Below are 15,690 nucleotides of genomic sequence, written 5' to 3' on the forward strand. Positions count from 1 at the left end.
TCACTCTCAGGCGGCGTCGGCCCCGTCGAGATCGCCGAAGACCGCCTGATTGTGGTCGAATGCCGCGATGGCCTCCTCGACGAGTCGTTCAGTGGCCGCGGCGTCGAGCGGCAGGGCGTCGAGTCTCGCACGGTAGGCATCCTTGTAGCGCTTGAGCTTCTCGATGCCGTCGAAGCTGTAGAAGCTCAGAGCCGAGGCATCGACACCGTAGTGCTCACGCATGCGATGGGCCACGACCTGTCCCCCGCTCAGGTCTCCCAGGTACCGCGTGTAGTGGTGTGCCACGAATCGAGCCGGGTCATCTCGCGTGGCCTCGATGGCCTCGACGTACCGCGCGACGGCCGGCAGCGGCGCGCACGACCTCGGGTCGATGCCGAACGACGCTAGATCTGCTCCGAGCCTGGGCAGCCGGCGCAACTTGTCGTCGACGACGGCGCCCGCGACCGGATCATCGGCGAGACCGTCGCCGACGGCTTCGAGGGCTTCGTAGACGAAGTACAACTGCACGGCCAGCCGCTGGTAGTCACCGCTGTCGAGACGACCGGACATGAGGTCGTCGATGAATGGGGCGTGCTCCGCACGCTGGTGGGCGACGGAGGTGGCCTCGCGAAGGCGTTGGGAAATACTGGGGCCCGCGGTGCCGGGTCCGGAGATGCTGGCGCTCATGATGCAACCAGTGTTACCACCAGCGCCCGATGATCGGAACCGGGCAGGTGATGACTGTCCATCGACGTGGCCACAAATCCGCGCAGGATGACCCGATCTATGGCGACGAGCGGGCGGTTGCCGATCCGCTTGTCGGTCGGATATGTCGGCAGGAAGCCCGCACCCGCCACGTCGGTACCGTCGACGAGCCCGTTGCCCAGCAGTTTGCGATACGTCGCGTGGTTCCAGGTGGAGTTGAAGTCACCGATCGCGAGAACGCGCCCCGCGGGCAGTTTCGCGAAGTGGTCGGCCAGGATGCCCATGTCGTGGAACCAGCCGTCCTTCTCGCCCCACAGCGGTGCGGCCGGGTGGATGGCGAGGACCTGCGTCCCGGGCGCACCGGGTAGATCTGTGCGCGCCTGGAGATTGTGGAGGATGGTGTCGGGGATGTTGAACTGCTCCGACAGCGGCTGCCTGGTGAACAACGCGGTGCCCGCGGCCTGCGGATACGGGATCGCGAACTCGTTCGGCAGCCGGCGCGCGATCTCACTCCCGCGAATGCGTTCCAGCGCTTCGGGAGTCACTTCCTGTAGGGAGACCAGGTCGGGGTCCGCGTCGGCCACGATCTTCTCCAGCACGCCGATGTCGCCACCACCGAACAGCAGGTTGGCGGAGACGACGGTGAACTCCTGCCCCTGCGGGGCGCTCGCCGGGATCACCAGCGGGATCTGGGTGTAGGCCAGCACACCGGACACCGCGAGCGCGATCACCAGCATGAACCAGCGACGCAGCGCCGCGAAGATCGCGATGGCCATGAGCGCCGGGATGAGCGCGAACTGCACCCCGCTCGTCAGATACAGGGCGGCACTCCCGCGCGACGGGTAGAAGTGCAGCCACACCCCCAGCAGGACCCCGGCCAGCATCGCCCAGCCGAGGATGTACGCCGACACCCACAGAAACCTCTTCATCTGTCCCCCCGTACACCAGCGGCGGCGCCTATGCGCCGAAGACCTTGCGCACCACGGCCTTCGCCCGGCGCGTCACCCGCAGGTAGTTCTCCAGGAAGTCCGACGCCTTGTCCTCCGGCCAGCCGGCGGCGAACGCGATCTGTCGTAGCTGCTTGCCCGGGCCGGGCAGCTGGTCGACGGGCTTGCCGCGCACCAGAACCAGGGCGTTGCGTGCCTTGGTCGCGGTGATCCACGCGTTCTTGAGCAACGCGACGTCGTTCTCCGACAACAACTCCGCGGCACCGATCGCATCGAGCGATTCGAGCGTCGACGTGTTGTGGAGACTGCGGTAGCGGTGGGCGTAGCGCAGCTGGAGCAGCTGTACCGTCCATTCGATGTCGGCGAGTCCGCCGCGGCCGAGCTTGGTGTGGGTCGCCGGATCGGCTCCGCGCGGCAGCCTCTCGGCGTCGACGCGGGCCTTGATGCGCCGGATCTCCTTGACCGCCTCGTTGCTGACCCCGCCGACCGGGTAGCGCACGTGATCGATCATGTGCAGGAAGTCGATCCCCAGGGCCTCGTCGCCGGCTACCTGGTGCGCGCGCAGCAGCGCCTGCACCTCCCACGCCTGGGCCCACTGCGCGTAGTAGGCGGAGTAGGCGGCCAGGGTTCGCACGACCGGCCCGTTCCGTCCCTCGGGACGCAGCCCCGTGTCGACCTCGAGCGGCGGGTCGGCGCTGGGACTGCCGAGCGCGGATCGGACGGTCTCGGCGATGGTCTGCGACCACCGGACGGCCTCCGATTCGTCGGCGTCGCGGTTCGGCTGGCACACGAACAGCACGTCGGCGTCCGAGCCGTATCCGAGTTCGCCGCCGCCGAGCCGGCCCATGCCGATCACCGCGATGCGTGCGGGCGCGGGCTTGCCGCGGTCTCGTTCGGAGATTCTGATCGCGACGGTGAGTGCGGCGTTGAGGACCGCGGCCCACACACTCGACAGCGCCTTGCACACGGTCGGCACGTCCATCAGGCCGAGCACATCCGCCGAGGCGACCCGGACGAGTTCGGCACGACGATGCGAGCGGGCAACGGCGACCGCACGTTTCATGTCCTGCTGACGCACGGTCGAGGCGATGAGCCCCTTGGCCACGTCCTCGGGCCGGATGTCGCACAGCTTCGGACCGTCGGGACCGTCGGAGTACTGATGGATCACCTCCGGCGACCGCATCAGCATGTTGGCGATGAACTCCGAGGTGCCGAGCACCTTCATCAGCCGTTCGGCGACGACCCCGTCATCGCGGAGCAGACGGAGGAACCAGTCCTTGTCCTCGAGCGCCTCGCACAGCCGCCGGTAGTTGAGCAGGCCGGCGTCGGGATCCGGGGTGTCACCGATGTGCTCGAGCAGCTGCGGCAGGATGAGGAGCTGGATCTGACCACGGCGTCCGGGTGCGTTCGACAGCGCGCGGATATGGCTGAGCGCACGGTCGGGCATGGCGTAACCCAGTGCGGCCAGACGCCTCTCGGCCGACTCGTCACTCAGGGTCAGCTCGTCGGGCTTGAACCGGGTGACCGCCTCGAGCAGCGGACGGTAGAACAGCTTCTGGTGCAGACGCCGCACGCGGAGGGTCTGATGGCGGATCTGTTCGCGCAGCACGCCGGTCGCGTCGAGTTCACCCTCGCGCCGGATGTGGGCTGCACGCGCGAGCCAGCGCAGGGCCTCGGTGTCCTCGGGCTTCGGGAGGAGGTGGGTCCGCTTCATCCGCTGCAGCTGCAGCCGGTGCTCGAGCAACCGCAGGAACTGGTATGACGCACTGAGATTCGCGCCGTCGTCACGTCCGACGTATCCCCCGGCGGTCAGTGCCGCGAGCGCGTCGACCGTCGGCATCACCCGGAGGTTCTCGTCGACTCGTCCGTGGACCATCTGCAGCAGCTGCACCGCGAACTCGACGTCGCGCAGACTTCCCTGTCCCAGTTTGAGATTGCGCTCGCGCTCCCCCTCCGGAACCAGCGACTCGACACGGCGTCGCATCTTCTGCACCTCGGGCACGAAGTCGGGACGCTCGGCGGCCTTCCACACCATCGGCTTGACCGCCGCGATGTACTCGTTCGCGAGTTCCATGTCACCGGTCATCGCGCGGGACTTGAGCAGCGCCTGGAACTCCCAGGTCTTGGCCCATCGCTCGTAGTACGCGACATGGGATTCGAGGGTGCGGGTCAGCGCGCCGGACTTGCCCTCCGGCCGCAGCGCGGCGTCGACCTCGAAGAAGGCCAGCGAACCGATCCGCATCATCTCGCCCGCGATGCGCGACGCGACCCCGTCGGCGGGATCGCTGACGAAGATGACGTCCACATCGCTCACGTAATTCAGCTCGCGCGCGCCACATTTGCCCATCGCGATGACCGCGATCCGGACGGGGATCGGGTCCTCGCCGCACACCTCGGCGAAGGCGACGGCGAGTGCCGCGGTCAGCGCTGCGTCGGCGAGGTCGGAGAGATAGGCACCAACCTCGGGCAGCCACATCACCGGTTCGTCCTCGACCGTCGAGGCGACGTCGTGCGCGGCGAGCTGCAGGATCAGGTCGCGGTAGGCGCGGCGGAGGGCGACGACGGACTTGGGTCCGGTGAGCTTCGCGCGGTAGACGCGATTACCCTTCTCGATCTCCCCGGGCTCGGGCTCGGCGCCGACGGCTTCGAGCATCCGGCGATCGACCTCGTCCCGGTCGAGCAGCTCGTCGGCGAGCAACAGACGCCAGCTCGCCGGCTCGGCGACGAGATGATCGGCGAGAGCGTCGGAGGAACCGATGAGGCCGAACAGACGACCCCGGAACGACCGGTTGGTGCGCAGCGTCGAGTCGATCTCGGACCACTCGTCCTCGACGGCCCCACGTAGACGGACGAGCGTACGCAGGGCGAGGTCGGCGTCGGGCGCCCGCGACAGCGCCCACAGCACGTCGACGGACTCGGGCGTGTTCCAGCCGAGCTCGGCGAGGTTCTGTGGCGCGGCGGTGTCCAGAAGTCCCAGCCGTCCCGTGCTGGGTACCGCGCTGCGTCCCGATTGTCTTGTCACATCACAAAAGTAGCGGCCCGACCACCGATGATGTCATCGCGGTCGGTGAACGTGACCGGGTTGGTCCCTACAGCGGCAGGTAGTTCTTCAGCTCGTACGGGGTGACCATGCTGCGATAGCCCGTCCACTCGGACCACTTGTTGCGCAGGAAGTAGTCGAACACGTGCTCGCCGAGGGCTTCGGCGACCAGCTCCGAGTTCTCCATCTTGGTGAGTGCTTCCGCGAGGCTTCCGGGGAGCTCCTGGTATCCCATCGCCCGGCGCTCGGCGGACGTGAGGGCCCAGACGTCGTCCTCGGCCTCGTCGGGGAGTTCGTAGTCCTCCTCGATGCCCTTCAGACCCGCCGCGAGCAGGACGGCGAAGGTGAGGTAGGGGTTGCAGGCCGAGTCGGGGCTGCGCACCTCGATGCGGCGCGACGACGCCTTGTTGGGCGTGTACAGCGGCAGCCGGATGAGCGCGGACCGGTTGGCACCGCCCCAGGTCGCGGCGGTCGGGGCCTCCCCGCCGTGGATCAGACGCTTGTAGCTGTTCACCCACTGGTTGGTGACGGCGCTGATCTCCGACGCGTGGTGCAGGATGCCGGCGATGAACTTCTTCCCGGTGGCCGACAGCTGCATCGGGTCGTCGGGATTGTGGAAGGCGTTGATGTCGCCCTCGAACAGACTCATGTGCGTGTGCATCGCCGAACCGGGGTGCTCGCTGAACGGCTTGGGCATGAAGGTGGCCCACACACCCTCGTTGATCGCGACCTCCTTGATGAGGTAGCGGAAGGTCATCACGTTGTCGGCCATCGACAGGGCGTCGGCGTATCGGAGGTCGATCTCCTGCTGGCCGGGTGCGCCCTCGTGGTGGGAGAACTCGACCGATATGCCCATCGACTCCAGCGCCTCGATGGCGTGGCGGCGGAAGTTGGGAGCGGCGTCGTGCACGGCCTGGTCGAAGTAGCCGCCGGAGTCGGCCGGGGTCGGCACCGATCCGTCGAGCGGCGCGTCCTTGAGGAGGAAGAACTCGATCTCGGGGTGCACGTAGCAGCTGAAGCCGAGGTCTGCCGCCTTGTTCAGCTGGCGACGCAGCACGTGGCGCGAGTCGGCCCAGCTCGGGGTGCCGTCGGGCATCGCGATGTCGCAGAACATGCGGGCCGAGTGGTGCCGACCCGCGGAGGTGGTCCACGGCAGGATCTGGAAGGTGGACGGATCGGGCTTGGCGACCGTGTCCGCCTCGGACACGCGGGAGAAGCCCTCGATGGCCGAGCCGTCGAAGCCGATGCCCTCGGAGAAGGCGCCTTCGAGCTCGGCCGGCGCGATCGCCACGGACTTCAGATAACCCAGTACGTCGGTGAACCACAGTCGAACGAAACGGATGTCGCGCTCTTCGAGGGTCCGCAGCACGAATTCCTTTTGGCGATCCATGGTCGCCGACATTAGAAGTCGGCTGTTAAATCTGTGTTACACGCGCAAGTCCAACTCGCTGTCCAGCGAGTTTGTCGGCGCCATCCCATCATCTGGGACAACCACCCGTAGGGCTGGGAAGCCCCCGAACAGCCCGGATGCCGAAGGACCGCGACGGCCGCTGCACAACGGTCCCTGCCCACCCCCGAGCGGGGTGTGACCAATTGCATAACGTACGGCGGTTACACCACAAATCCGCGGTGACACAATGGCGCTTGTCCGTGTTCAACCCGGGTACCCGCCGCGCCCTTCTGGCCAGCCGGGACTCGAGGCAGGAAAAGAGACGACGATGTCCGAAACCTCGGTCTATGGTGCTTCCACCGCAACCCCCGCCACCGACGCGCCCAAACGTCGTGTGACCCGCGTCCACCACCTCGCCCAGATGAAGTCCGAGGGCGAGAAGTGGTCGATGCTCACCGCCTACGACTACTCGACGGCCCGGATCTTCGACGCCGCCGGAATCCCGGTGCTGCTCGTCGGCGACTCGGCGGCCAACGTAGTCCTCGGCTACGACACCACCATCCCGGTCAGCGTCGACGAGATGATCCCGCTGATCCGCGCGGTCGTGCGCGGTGCGCCGCACGCCCTCGTCGTCGCCGACATGCCCTTCGGCAGCTACGAGATCGGGCCGCAGCACGCCCTCGAGAACGCCTTCCGGATCTTCAAGGAGACCGGCGCCCATGCGGTCAAGCTCGAGGGTGGTGAGCGCGTCGCCCCCCAGATCGCGGCACTGACCGCCGCCGGCATCCCGGTCATGGCGCACATCGGGTTCACCCCGCAGAGCGTCAACGGCCTCGGCGGCTTCCGCGTCCAGGGTCGCGGCGACGGCGCCGACCAGCTCATCGCCGACGCGATCGCGGTCCAGGAGGCCGGTGCCTTCGCCGTCGTGATGGAGATGGTGCCCGCCGAGCTGGCCGGACAGATCTCCCGCAAGCTCACCATCCCGACCGTGGGCATCGGCGCCGGCAACGAGACCGACGCCCAGGTCCTCGTGTGGCAGGACATGGCGGGCCTCACCCACGGCAAGACCGCGAGGTTCGTCAAGCGGTTCGCCGACGTCGGCTCCGAATTGCGTTCGGCCGCCGAGCAGTACGCCGACGAGGTCCGTCGCGGCGTGTTCCCCGGCCCTGAGCACAGCTACTGAGCTTCGGCGCCTACGCTGGCGTCCATGCGTGACTTCTATCCGGAGATCGAGCCCTACGAGTCCGGTCACCTGGATGTCGGCGACGGCCAGCAGATCTATTGGGAGACCACGGGCAACCCGGAGGGGAAGCCCGTGGTCTTCGTGCACGGCGGCCCCGGCGGTGGGACCTCGCCGACCCAGCGACGCTTCTTCGACCCCGCGAAGTACCGGATCGTGCTGTTCGACCAGCGCGGTTGCGGACAGTCCCGCCCGCACATCGCCGACGGCGCGGATCTGAGCGTGAACACCACGCCCCACCTCATCGCCGACATGGAGAGGCTTCGTACCCATCTCGGCATCGACCGCTGGCAGGTCTTCGGCGGCTCCTGGGGGTCGACGCTGGGACTCGCCTACGCGCAGACGCATCCCGACCGGGTCACCGAACTCGTTCTGCGCGGCATCTTCCTGCTGCGCCGCAGCGAGATCGACTGGTACTACAACGGCGGCGCCGCGCACATCTTCCCCGACGTTTGGGAGACCTATCTCGACCCGATCCCGGAGAACGAGCGCGACGGCGATCTGGTCGCCGCGTACCACCGTCTGCTGACCTCCGACGACGCCGCGGTCGCCCGGGCGGCGGCCCGCGCCTGGACCGGCTGGGAACAGGCCACCAGCTACCTCCTCCCCCGCTCAGAGGAGGAATCGGGCCAGAACCCCGATGACGCCCACCGCTTCGACCTAGCCTTCGCCTCGATCGAGAACCACTACTTCGTCAACCACGGCTTCCTCGACGACGGGCAGCTCCTCGACAACATCGACGTCATCGCGCACATCCCCGGCGTCATCGTCCAGGGTCGCTACGACGTCGTGTGCCCGATGCGCAGCGCCTGGGATCTCCACCGCGCCTGGCCGGCCGCCGACCTGCGCATCGTCGACGACGCGGGTCACGCGTCCTTCGAAGAAGGCATCCGCCATCACCTGCTGGAAGCGACCGACCGCTTCGCGGAATGATCGGCCGCCGCACCCGCGGCCACTAGACTCGACATCGTCGTAGGCGTCAGGAGGAACAGGTGGCCGCATCCGAGCAGGTCGAGGTGGAACTCAAGTTCGACGTGGACCCCGGCCATGTGGCCCCGGATCTACGGGCACTACCCGGAGTGGTGTCGGCCACCGCACCCGAGACGTTCTCGCTCGATGCCACCTATTTCGACACCGAGAACCTCGACCTCGCCGGCAACAGGATCACCATGCGACGCCGCACCGGCGGCACCGATCAGGGCTGGCATCTCAAGCGCCCCACCGACATCCCCGGAACACGTCGCGAACTCCACGTGGGTTTCGACGAGGCCCCGGCCGACGGTGACGTCCCCGAGGCACTGGTGACCCCGGTCCTCGCACTGACCCGCTGCCGGCCCCTCACGCCCGTCGCCGTCATCTCGACCACGCGCACGGTGACGCGCCTGCTCGGCGTCGACGACGAGCCGCTCGCCGAACTCGCCGAGGATCTGGTGACCACCCAGTCCCTGCTGCCGGGCGGGCACTCCCAGCAGTGGGCCGAATGGGAGTTCGAACTCCTCTCCGGCGGCACCGGCAAGCTGTTGAAGGCCGCCGACAAGGTCCTGCGCGCCGGTGGCGGCCGCTCGTCGTCGAGTGCGTCGAAGCTGGCCCGCGCGATCGGTTCGACGCCGACCGTCCACAAACCCCGGTTGTCCAAGCGCCCCACCGCGCTCGAACTCGTCATCACCGACATCGCGATGCACCGAAACAGCCTGATCGCCTACGACCCGCTCGTCCGCGAGGACGCGGAGGACGCCGTCCACCAGATGCGGGTGTCGTGCCGTCGCCTGCGCAGCGTGCTGTCGGGATACCCGACGGTTCTCGACGCCGAACGCACCGCCCACATCGGTGCCGAACTCAAGCTGCTGGCCCGAATCCTCGGTGATGCACGGGATTCCGAGGTCCAGCTCGAACTCGACCAGTCCCTGCTGCGCGGCGAGAACGCCTCGCCCGAGCTGCTCGCCGCCCTTGCGGGTGCCGAGACCCGGACCCACGATCGCGCGATCCGCGCGGCGCATGCGGCGATGTCGTCGAAGCGCTACTTCACCCTCCTCGACTCCGTCGACGCCCTCCTCGCCTCTCCCCCGCCGGGACCCGACGCGGAACTCCCCGCAACCGAGGTCGTCGACAAGGCAATCGCGAAGAGCCGCAAGCACATCCACAAAGCCCAGGCCGAACTCGCCGGCCTCACCGAAGGATCGGACGAGTGGCAGGAACAGCTGCACACGATCCGTAAACGCGCAAAGCGGTTGCGCTACAGCATCGATGCGACCGAGCCGCTGAACAAGAAGAAGTACCGTGCGATCGGCGCGGTCGCCAAGAAGATCCAGTCCGCCCTCGGCGACCACAACGACATCCGCATCAACCGCGCCCAGCTCGCCACGATCGTCGAGGACGGAAAGCTCAGCGCCGCCGACATGTTCATCGTCGGCCGTCTCGACGCGCGTCTCGAGGCCGCGTCCGACCGCGCCGTCGCGGAGTACCGCAGGGCCGCCAAGGACCTGTGAGCCGTCCCGCTGCTGGTTGAGCCGGTCACGAGCGCAGGGCTGATCCCTTGAACCCGCCCAGCGAGTAACCGTGTCGAAACCACCCGGTGACCCGGCGTCGAAACGAAGTCGCATCGCCCTACGCCGGCCGGAACCTGACCGTTCTCGTCACCTCGTCCGCGGTCACCAGCTCGACCTCGAGTCGGGTGCCCGGACGCAGATCACCTTCGCAACCCGCGACGACGGGCGGATCGGCGATGAAGATCTGGGCCGGCTTGCGTTCGCTGGCCGCCGACATCACCACCGCGTCGAAGCGCTCCCCGACGCGGCCGCCCAGGATGACCGCCTCGGCGAGGTCGATGGCCGCCCGGTCGGCCGTGGAGCTCAGGGTGTCGGCCGAGCGCAGGATCTTCGGGAGGGTCGGCAGGGCACGCGTCACCCAGTCGGGCACGTCGTCGCCGGTGGTGACGGCAAGGCACACCTCGGTGGCGAACCGGTCACCCAGCCGACGCAGGGGTGCGGTGACGTGGGCGTAGACGCCCGCGATCGCGCCGTGCCGCTTCTTGTCGTCCGGGATCGCGCGCGCCTCGTCGGTGCCGTCGAGTGCGAGATAGTTGGCGCCGCGCATGAGACCACTCGCGGCCGACTGGAGGGCCAGGGTGCTCGTCCTATTGCCGGGCAGTCCGGCCAGGAACCAGCCCACCGCCAACCCCTCGGGCCATTCGACGCCCAGCGCTCGTGCGGCGGCGCGCAGGTCCTCGACCGCGTCGGGGTCGGCCGGCGGCAACGTCCGCAACAACCCGACGCCGGCCTCGGCCATGATCGAGCCGGCGCACATCCCGGCGAGCAGGGAGAGCTGCGAGTTCCACATGTCCGCCGGCGTGTGGGCCTGCAGGTCCAACCGCCACCCCGCCTCGGTACGTGACACCTTTTGGTCCGGCAGATCCAGTTCGACGGCGCCGCGGTCGAGCGCCACCTTCTGCCGGAGCTCGCCGAAAGCCGGTAACGCCGCGATCGACGGATGCAACCGTCCGGCCTCGGCATCCGCGCTGACACCGGCGTAGTCGAAGCGCGCCACGGATCGAATCCGCGATCGCCGAACCCGCACATCGATGACCGTGCCGTCCCCCGCCACCCGGATCGTCCATAGCACGCACGGCCGAACCTGTTCGGGCAGAAGCGATCCGATCCCCTCGGACAGTTCCCGCGGATGCAGGGGCACGGAGCCGTCCGGGAAGTACACGGTGGTCCCGCGGCGTCGGCTCTCCTGGTCGAGCGCGCCTTCGGGGATCACGAGTGCCGCGACGTCGGCGATGGCGTAGTCCACGACGAACCCGTCCCCGTCGGCGACGAGATGGACGGCCTGGTCGAGGTCCCGCGACGTCGGCGGGTCGATGGTGACGAACGGGACGCCGGTGTGGTCCTCGCGGGTGTCGGCGAACCGGTCGACGGCCTCCCGCGCCTCGGCGAGCGCGTCGTCGCCGTATGACTCGTCCACCCCGAGTTGATCGCGGATGCCGGCGAAGTCGATGTCGGGGGCGAAGAGGAAGCGTGTCACGTGTCGAACCCTAGCGCGCGGATCCCCCGGTGAACCGAAACCGCGGGCCGAAGGCGAACGAGTCGGCGCGTAAGCCGGATCCTGTACCCGCGAGGCCTCTCGACCATCGCGGGCGGCGACCATCCATCTGGGCACACCGTCGCCGGGTACCTCGAGCGGCCCACCCGCGGGCTGGGGCGAGCAGCCCTCGTAACACCCGCGCACACGCACCGTGAGGTGCGTGCTTCGGCCTTGCTCCGGGTGGGGTTTACCGAGCCGACGCGGTCACCCGCGCCGCTGGTGCGCTCTTACCGCACCGTTTCACCCTTACCGGCCTCGCGGCCGGCGGACTGTTCTCTGTGGCACTGTCCCGCGGGTCACCCCGGGTTGCCGTTAGCAACCACCCTGCTCTGTGGAGTCCGGACTTTCCTCGGTGCGCGGCGTGGCGGTCTTCCGCCCGTTCCGCTCACCGCGGCCGCCCGGCCGACTCGTTCGCGAACCCAGGATACGGCAGCCCCGGCACAGCTCTTCATCCGATGGCGCAGAGCACCCCGACCGTCAGTGGCAGTGCGCGGCGTCGTTGACGAGCCGGACCACGGAACCACCGTCGGGGAAGAACTCCGCGATCGAGACCGACGCCAGGTCGAGGTGGAGCCGAAACAGCAGCTCCGGTCCGACGCCCAGCGCCTCCCGCAGCATCAGCTTGATCGGGGTAACGTGCGAGACGAGCACGATCGTCTGTCCCGGATAACGCTGCAGCAGATCGTCTTTCGTTTCGGACACCCGCTCGGCGACCTGCGCGAAACTCTCGCCACCCGGCGCGGGCACGGTGATGTCCGACAGCCACTTGCGGTGGATCTCGGGGTGCCGTTCGGCGGCCTCGACGAAGGTGAGGCCCTCCCATTCGCCGAAGTCGTTCTCGATGAGTCCGGGATGTTCGACGATGTCGACCCCGGTCACCGCGGCGACCTCCTCCGCAGTGGCGCGGGCGCGGCTCAGCGGCGAGGTCACGATCGCCGAAATGTCCTTTTCACGCATGACCCGCTGGGCCGCCGCACGCGCCTGGCGCCGACCTTCCAGGGTCAGCTCGGGGTTGCCGCGCCCGGAGTACCGGCGATCCACCGACAACGCGGTCTGCCCGTGCCGCAACAGGATGAATCTCGTCGGCGAACTCAGCTGTCCCTGCCAGGACGGCGATTTCCGGCCCGGTGTCGATACGCGCTCGGAGCTCGCGCCCGGCGTCGATACGCGCTCGGAGCTCGCGCCCGGCGTCGACACGCGCTCGGAACCCGCGCCCGGCGTCGACACGCGCTCGGAACCCGCGCTCAAGGCGTCAGATTCCCGATTCGGCGGTGCGCACCAGGATCGCGCCGCATTCCTCACAGCGGATGACCTCGTCGGACAGTGCCGCGCTGATCGAGGCGATGGTGCCCCGGTCGAGTTCCATCCGGCAGGCGCCGCATCGACGTGCACGCAGGAGCCCCGCACCGATCCGACCGTTGGCACGCTGCTTGTCGTAGACGGCCAGCAGGTCGGTGTCGATCTCCGCGGCGAGCGAGTCCCGCTTGTCGCGTACACGGGCCAGGTCCTCGTCGATGGTCGCGAGCGACTTGTCGCGGCGGGTCCGCGCGTCGGCGACCTTCTCCTCGAGGTGGGAGATCGTCGCGGCGGCGCGGCTGCGTTCGGCCTCGACGGCCTCCTGCTGCTCCATCAGCGTCAGCAGTTCGTCCTCGAGCACCGCGCGGCGGCGTCCGAGTCCGGCGAGCTCGTGCTGCAGTTCCGACAGCGCCTTGGGTGCCAACCCGCCGGCGGTCAGGAGTTTGGAGTCCTTGGCCTCACGGTTGGTCATCCCGGTCACCTCGGATTCGATGCGGCGGTACTCGCGGCTCAGGTCCTCGGCGGAGATCTCCGCACGCACCAGATCGTCGCGGGCAGCATCGATCGCCTTGTCGTGCTCGGCGATCTCGGTGTCCTCGGGCAAGTTCTTGCGGCGATGCTCGAGTCGGTTGATCTCGGCATCGGAGTCCGCGAGATCGAGCAGCAGTCGCTGCACACCGGCGTCGACTTTCATTGCGGCCTCCTGTCTCTGAAGTCCCCCTACCGTACGCGGGTGGTCCCGGCGTTCCGGCGGCGGATGGGCTTTGGTCGGCATTCCCTCGGGGGTCAGCCGAAGCTGTGCAGCCCGAAGGGGTCCGTCGGTGTGTCGAACACCGTCACCGGCACGTGGAATTCCTTGCCGAGCAGTTCCGCGACCTGGCCGCACCACGGGAACTCGGTGGCCCAGTGGCCCGCGTCGACGAGGGCCGGCCCACCGTCGCGCAGACTCTCGTCGGCCGGATGGTGCCGCAGGTCGCCGGTCACATAGACGTCGACGCCGAGCCCGCGGACACGACCGAGAAGTGAATCGCCCGCACCGCCGCACACCGCGACCGTGCGCACGAGCGCATCCGGATCGCCGGCCGCCCGGATTCCCGACGGGGCGCGCAGTGCCCGTGCGACAACCGCGGTGAAGTCGCGCAATGTCATCGGCTCGGTGAGCGAACCGACCCGACCCAGGCCCAGGTCGCTGCCGAGGTCGGCGAGCTCGAAGACGTCGAACGCCGGTTCCTCGTACGGGTGCGCGTTGCGCAGTGCCCGCAGCACGGATCCGCGGATGGATCGCGCGGCGACCATCTCCACCCGCGCCTCGTCGACGTGGGTTCGGGTGCCGATCTCGCCGATCGTCGGCGTCGCCTCTTCCTGCGCCTCGAACTGGCCCGTGCCCACGACCGTCCACGAGCAGTCGCGGTAGTCGCCGATCGCACCCGCGCCGGCGGCGAACATCGCCTCACTGACCTGTTCGACGTTGCCCTCGGGCACCATCACCACCCATTTATCTAGGGGCGCAGCAGATTTGGGCTCGATGGGCACGGTGTCGACCACACCGAGCAGGTCGGCGAGTGCGTCGGACACGCCCGGCCGCGCCCGGTCGGCGTTGGTGTGGGCCGACAGCAACGCGATGCCGTGGCGGATCAGGCGGTGCACGATGCGGCCCTTGGGGGTGTCGGCGGCCACCGACGTGACCCCGCGCATCAGCAGCGGGTGATGCGCGATCACCAGGTCCGCCTTCTCGGCCACGGCCGCGTCGACGACGGCGTCCGTCACGTCGACGCACGCCAGCACCCGACGCACCGGTTCGGAGCGGTCGCCGCACACGAGCCCCACCGCATCCCAGGACTCGGCGAGCGCCGGCGGATACGCGCGTTCGACGGCGTCGACCACGTCGCCGACGGTGATGCCCTCAGATGTCGACTCGGTTCCCATCCCTCATCTCCTCTCTTACCTGCTCGATCGCCGCGGTCAACGCACGGACCTGCTCGACCGGACGTACCGCGAGCCGCAGATGGTCGTCGCCGAGTCCGACGAAGTTGGCGCAACTGCGCACCGCGAACCCGTGATCGACGAGACGCCGTTTGACGTCCGTCGCCCGTGGCACCTCGACGAGGACGAACGGCGCGGCCGGTTCCGCCACGACGACGAGCCCGACCCGGGTCAGTTCGTCGACCATCTCGGCGCGTTCGGCCGCGACCCGGCGGGCCTGGTCCGAGCAGTAGCGATGCCCCTCGTCGCCGAGGCACGCGGTCAGTGCGGCCAGAGCCGGTGTGGACAGCGCCCACGGCCGACGTCCCGCACGCAGGCGCGAGATGATCCCCGGTGCGGCGAGCAGGTAACCGGCTCGTAGCCCGGCCAGACCGAAAGTCTTTGTCACACTCCGGATCACAATGAGATCCGGCCAGTCGGACGAGGCCAGTGACTGTGGTTCGAGGGTGCCGTCCGCGCCGAGGGTGAGGTCGGCGAACGCCTCGTCGACGACGATGATGCGTCCCGGACGACGCAGCGCCCCGATCGCTTCCCGCGGGTGCAGCACCGACGTCGGGTTGGTGGGGTTGCCCAGGATCACCAGGTCGGCGGTGTCGGGTACGACCGCCCGGTCGAGCCGCCACGGCTCGTCGAGCGTCACCTGGGTGATGGGCACCGCGGCGGCACGCAGCGCGAGTTCCGGTTCGGTGAACGACGGCTGGATGAGGGCGGCATGGCGCACCCCCAGTCGCGGCAGCATCTCGAAGCCGTCGGCCGCGCCGGACAGCAGCAACACCTCGTCGGGCGACCGGCCGTGGGCGGCGGCGATGGCGTCGACCGCGCGCCGCTCGTCGTCGTGGCCGGGGTACCGGGCCAGATCGCCGAGACCGCGCATGATGGCGTCGAGGACGAAAGGTGGTGGCGTGCCGCGGACATTGACCGCGAAGTCCGCCAGCCCGGGCGCCGCGTCCTGATCGCCGTGCCGGTCCGGGTCGGACAGGTCGGATGTGGATGCCACGCCATACCCAGCTGTCATGTCTACTGACCT

The 15,690-nt window shown here is 68.7% G+C and carries 12 protein-coding genes and 1 other RNA gene; 3 read left to right on the forward strand and 10 right to left on the reverse strand.

Going from position 1 to position 15,690, the window contains the following annotated elements; all coding sequences use genetic code 11:
- Positions 1 to 6 precede the first annotated feature (6 nt).
- The 4 genes from IHQ52_RS18695 to glnA all read right to left on the reverse strand — a co-directional run bounded on the left by IHQ52_RS18695 (position 7) and on the right by glnA (position 6,061).
- Positions 7 to 666, reverse strand: a complete 660-nt coding sequence (locus IHQ52_RS18695; RefSeq protein WP_096274125.1) for a biliverdin-producing heme oxygenase — start codon at positions 664 to 666, stop codon at positions 7 to 9.
- The gene (locus IHQ52_RS18700; RefSeq protein ID WP_096274128.1) at positions 663 to 1,613 is read right to left on the reverse strand and encodes an endonuclease/exonuclease/phosphatase family protein; all 951 of its coding nucleotides are present in this window, start codon (positions 1,611 to 1,613) and stop codon (positions 663 to 665) included. The genes IHQ52_RS18695 and IHQ52_RS18700 overlap by 4 nt, the downstream gene beginning before the upstream one ends.
- Before the next feature lie 28 nt (positions 1,614 to 1,641).
- Complete coding sequence (locus IHQ52_RS18705; protein WP_096274130.1) at positions 1,642 to 4,653, reverse strand: bifunctional [glutamine synthetase] adenylyltransferase/[glutamine synthetase]-adenylyl-L-tyrosine phosphorylase; 3,012 nt, start codon at positions 4,651 to 4,653, stop codon at positions 1,642 to 1,644.
- Between the two features lie 67 nt (positions 4,654 to 4,720).
- The gene (gene glnA / locus IHQ52_RS18710; protein ID WP_096274971.1) at positions 4,721 to 6,061 is read right to left on the reverse strand and encodes a type I glutamate--ammonia ligase; all 1,341 of its coding nucleotides are present in this window, start codon (positions 6,059 to 6,061) and stop codon (positions 4,721 to 4,723) included.
- Positions 6,062 to 6,389: 328 nt separating this feature from the next.
- Between glnA and panB the strand changes: the two genes are divergently transcribed.
- From panB to IHQ52_RS18725, 3 genes are read left to right on the forward strand one after another with little or no spacing between them, the layout of a single operon-like run.
- Positions 6,390 to 7,244, forward strand: coding sequence for a 3-methyl-2-oxobutanoate hydroxymethyltransferase (gene panB, locus IHQ52_RS18715; RefSeq protein ID WP_006434930.1), 855 nt, complete (start codon positions 6,390 to 6,392; stop codon positions 7,242 to 7,244).
- A 24-nt stretch (positions 7,245 to 7,268) separates the two neighbouring features.
- The gene (pip, locus tag IHQ52_RS18720) at positions 7,269 to 8,234 is read left to right on the forward strand and encodes a prolyl aminopeptidase (protein ID WP_096274132.1); all 966 of its coding nucleotides are present in this window, start codon (positions 7,269 to 7,271) and stop codon (positions 8,232 to 8,234) included.
- Positions 8,235 to 8,293: 59 nt separating this feature from the next.
- Positions 8,294 to 9,787 (forward strand): CYTH and CHAD domain-containing protein, encoded by a 1,494-nt coding sequence (locus IHQ52_RS18725; protein WP_096274134.1) that lies wholly within the window; start codon positions 8,294 to 8,296, stop codon positions 9,785 to 9,787.
- A gap of 118 nt (positions 9,788 to 9,905) precedes the next feature.
- Here the strand turns inward: IHQ52_RS18725 and IHQ52_RS18730 are convergent, their stop codons facing one another.
- The 6 genes from IHQ52_RS18730 to cobC all read right to left on the reverse strand — a co-directional run bounded on the left by IHQ52_RS18730 (position 9,906) and on the right by cobC (position 15,678).
- Positions 9,906 to 11,324, reverse strand: a complete 1,419-nt coding sequence (locus IHQ52_RS18730; protein WP_024500426.1) for an RNB domain-containing ribonuclease — start codon at positions 11,322 to 11,324, stop codon at positions 9,906 to 9,908.
- 54 nt (positions 11,325 to 11,378) lie between these two features.
- Positions 11,379 to 11,794: RNase P RNA component class A (gene rnpB, locus IHQ52_RS18735), an RNA gene on the reverse strand.
- Between the two features lie 67 nt (positions 11,795 to 11,861).
- Positions 11,862 to 12,479, reverse strand: a complete 618-nt coding sequence (locus IHQ52_RS18740) for a histidine phosphatase family protein (RefSeq protein ID WP_035761026.1) — start codon at positions 12,477 to 12,479, stop codon at positions 11,862 to 11,864.
- 157 nt (positions 12,480 to 12,636) lie between these two features.
- Positions 12,637 to 13,374, reverse strand: a complete 738-nt coding sequence (locus IHQ52_RS18745) for a zinc ribbon domain-containing protein (protein ID WP_024500428.1) — start codon at positions 13,372 to 13,374, stop codon at positions 12,637 to 12,639.
- 92 nt (positions 13,375 to 13,466) lie between these two features.
- Positions 13,467 to 14,606 (reverse strand): Nif3-like dinuclear metal center hexameric protein, encoded by a 1,140-nt coding sequence (locus tag IHQ52_RS18750; protein WP_096274136.1) that lies wholly within the window; start codon positions 14,604 to 14,606, stop codon positions 13,467 to 13,469.
- Positions 14,584 to 15,678: an Rv2231c family histidinol phosphate aminotransferase CobC gene (gene cobC / locus IHQ52_RS18755; RefSeq protein WP_096274138.1), complete on the reverse strand. Its 1,095-nt coding sequence runs from the start codon at positions 15,676 to 15,678 to the stop codon at positions 14,584 to 14,586. Before cobC ends, IHQ52_RS18750 begins: the two co-directional genes overlap by 23 nt.
- Between the last annotated feature and the right edge of the window lie 12 nt (positions 15,679 to 15,690).

The sequence above is a fragment of the Gordonia amicalis genome (genome assembly GCF_022059885.1).
GTDB classification, from domain to species: Bacteria; Actinomycetota; Actinomycetes; order Mycobacteriales; family Mycobacteriaceae; genus Gordonia; species Gordonia amicalis.

Coding starts and splice junctions, on each gene's coding strand:
- IHQ52_RS18695 (WP_096274125.1), bottom strand. CDS start 666: ATGAGCGCCAGCATCTCCGGACCCGGCACCGCGGGCCCCAGTATTTCC.
- IHQ52_RS18700 (WP_096274128.1), bottom strand. CDS start 1,613: ATGAAGAGGTTTCTGTGGGTGTCGGCGTACATCCTCGGCTGGGCGATG.
- glnA (WP_096274971.1), bottom strand. CDS start 6,061: ATGGATCGCCAAAAGGAATTCGTGCTGCGGACCCTCGAAGAGCGCGAC.
- panB (WP_006434930.1), top strand. CDS start 6,390: ATGTCCGAAACCTCGGTCTATGGTGCTTCCACCGCAACCCCCGCCACC.
- pip (WP_096274132.1), top strand. CDS start 7,269: ATGCGTGACTTCTATCCGGAGATCGAGCCCTACGAGTCCGGTCACCTG.
- IHQ52_RS18745 (WP_024500428.1), bottom strand. CDS start 13,374: ATGAAAGTCGACGCCGGTGTGCAGCGACTGCTGCTCGATCTCGCGGAC.
- IHQ52_RS18750 (WP_096274136.1), bottom strand. CDS start 14,606: ATGGGAACCGAGTCGACATCTGAGGGCATCACCGTCGGCGACGTGGTC.
- cobC (WP_096274138.1), bottom strand. CDS start 15,678: ATGACAGCTGGGTATGGCGTGGCATCCACATCCGACCTGTCCGACCCG.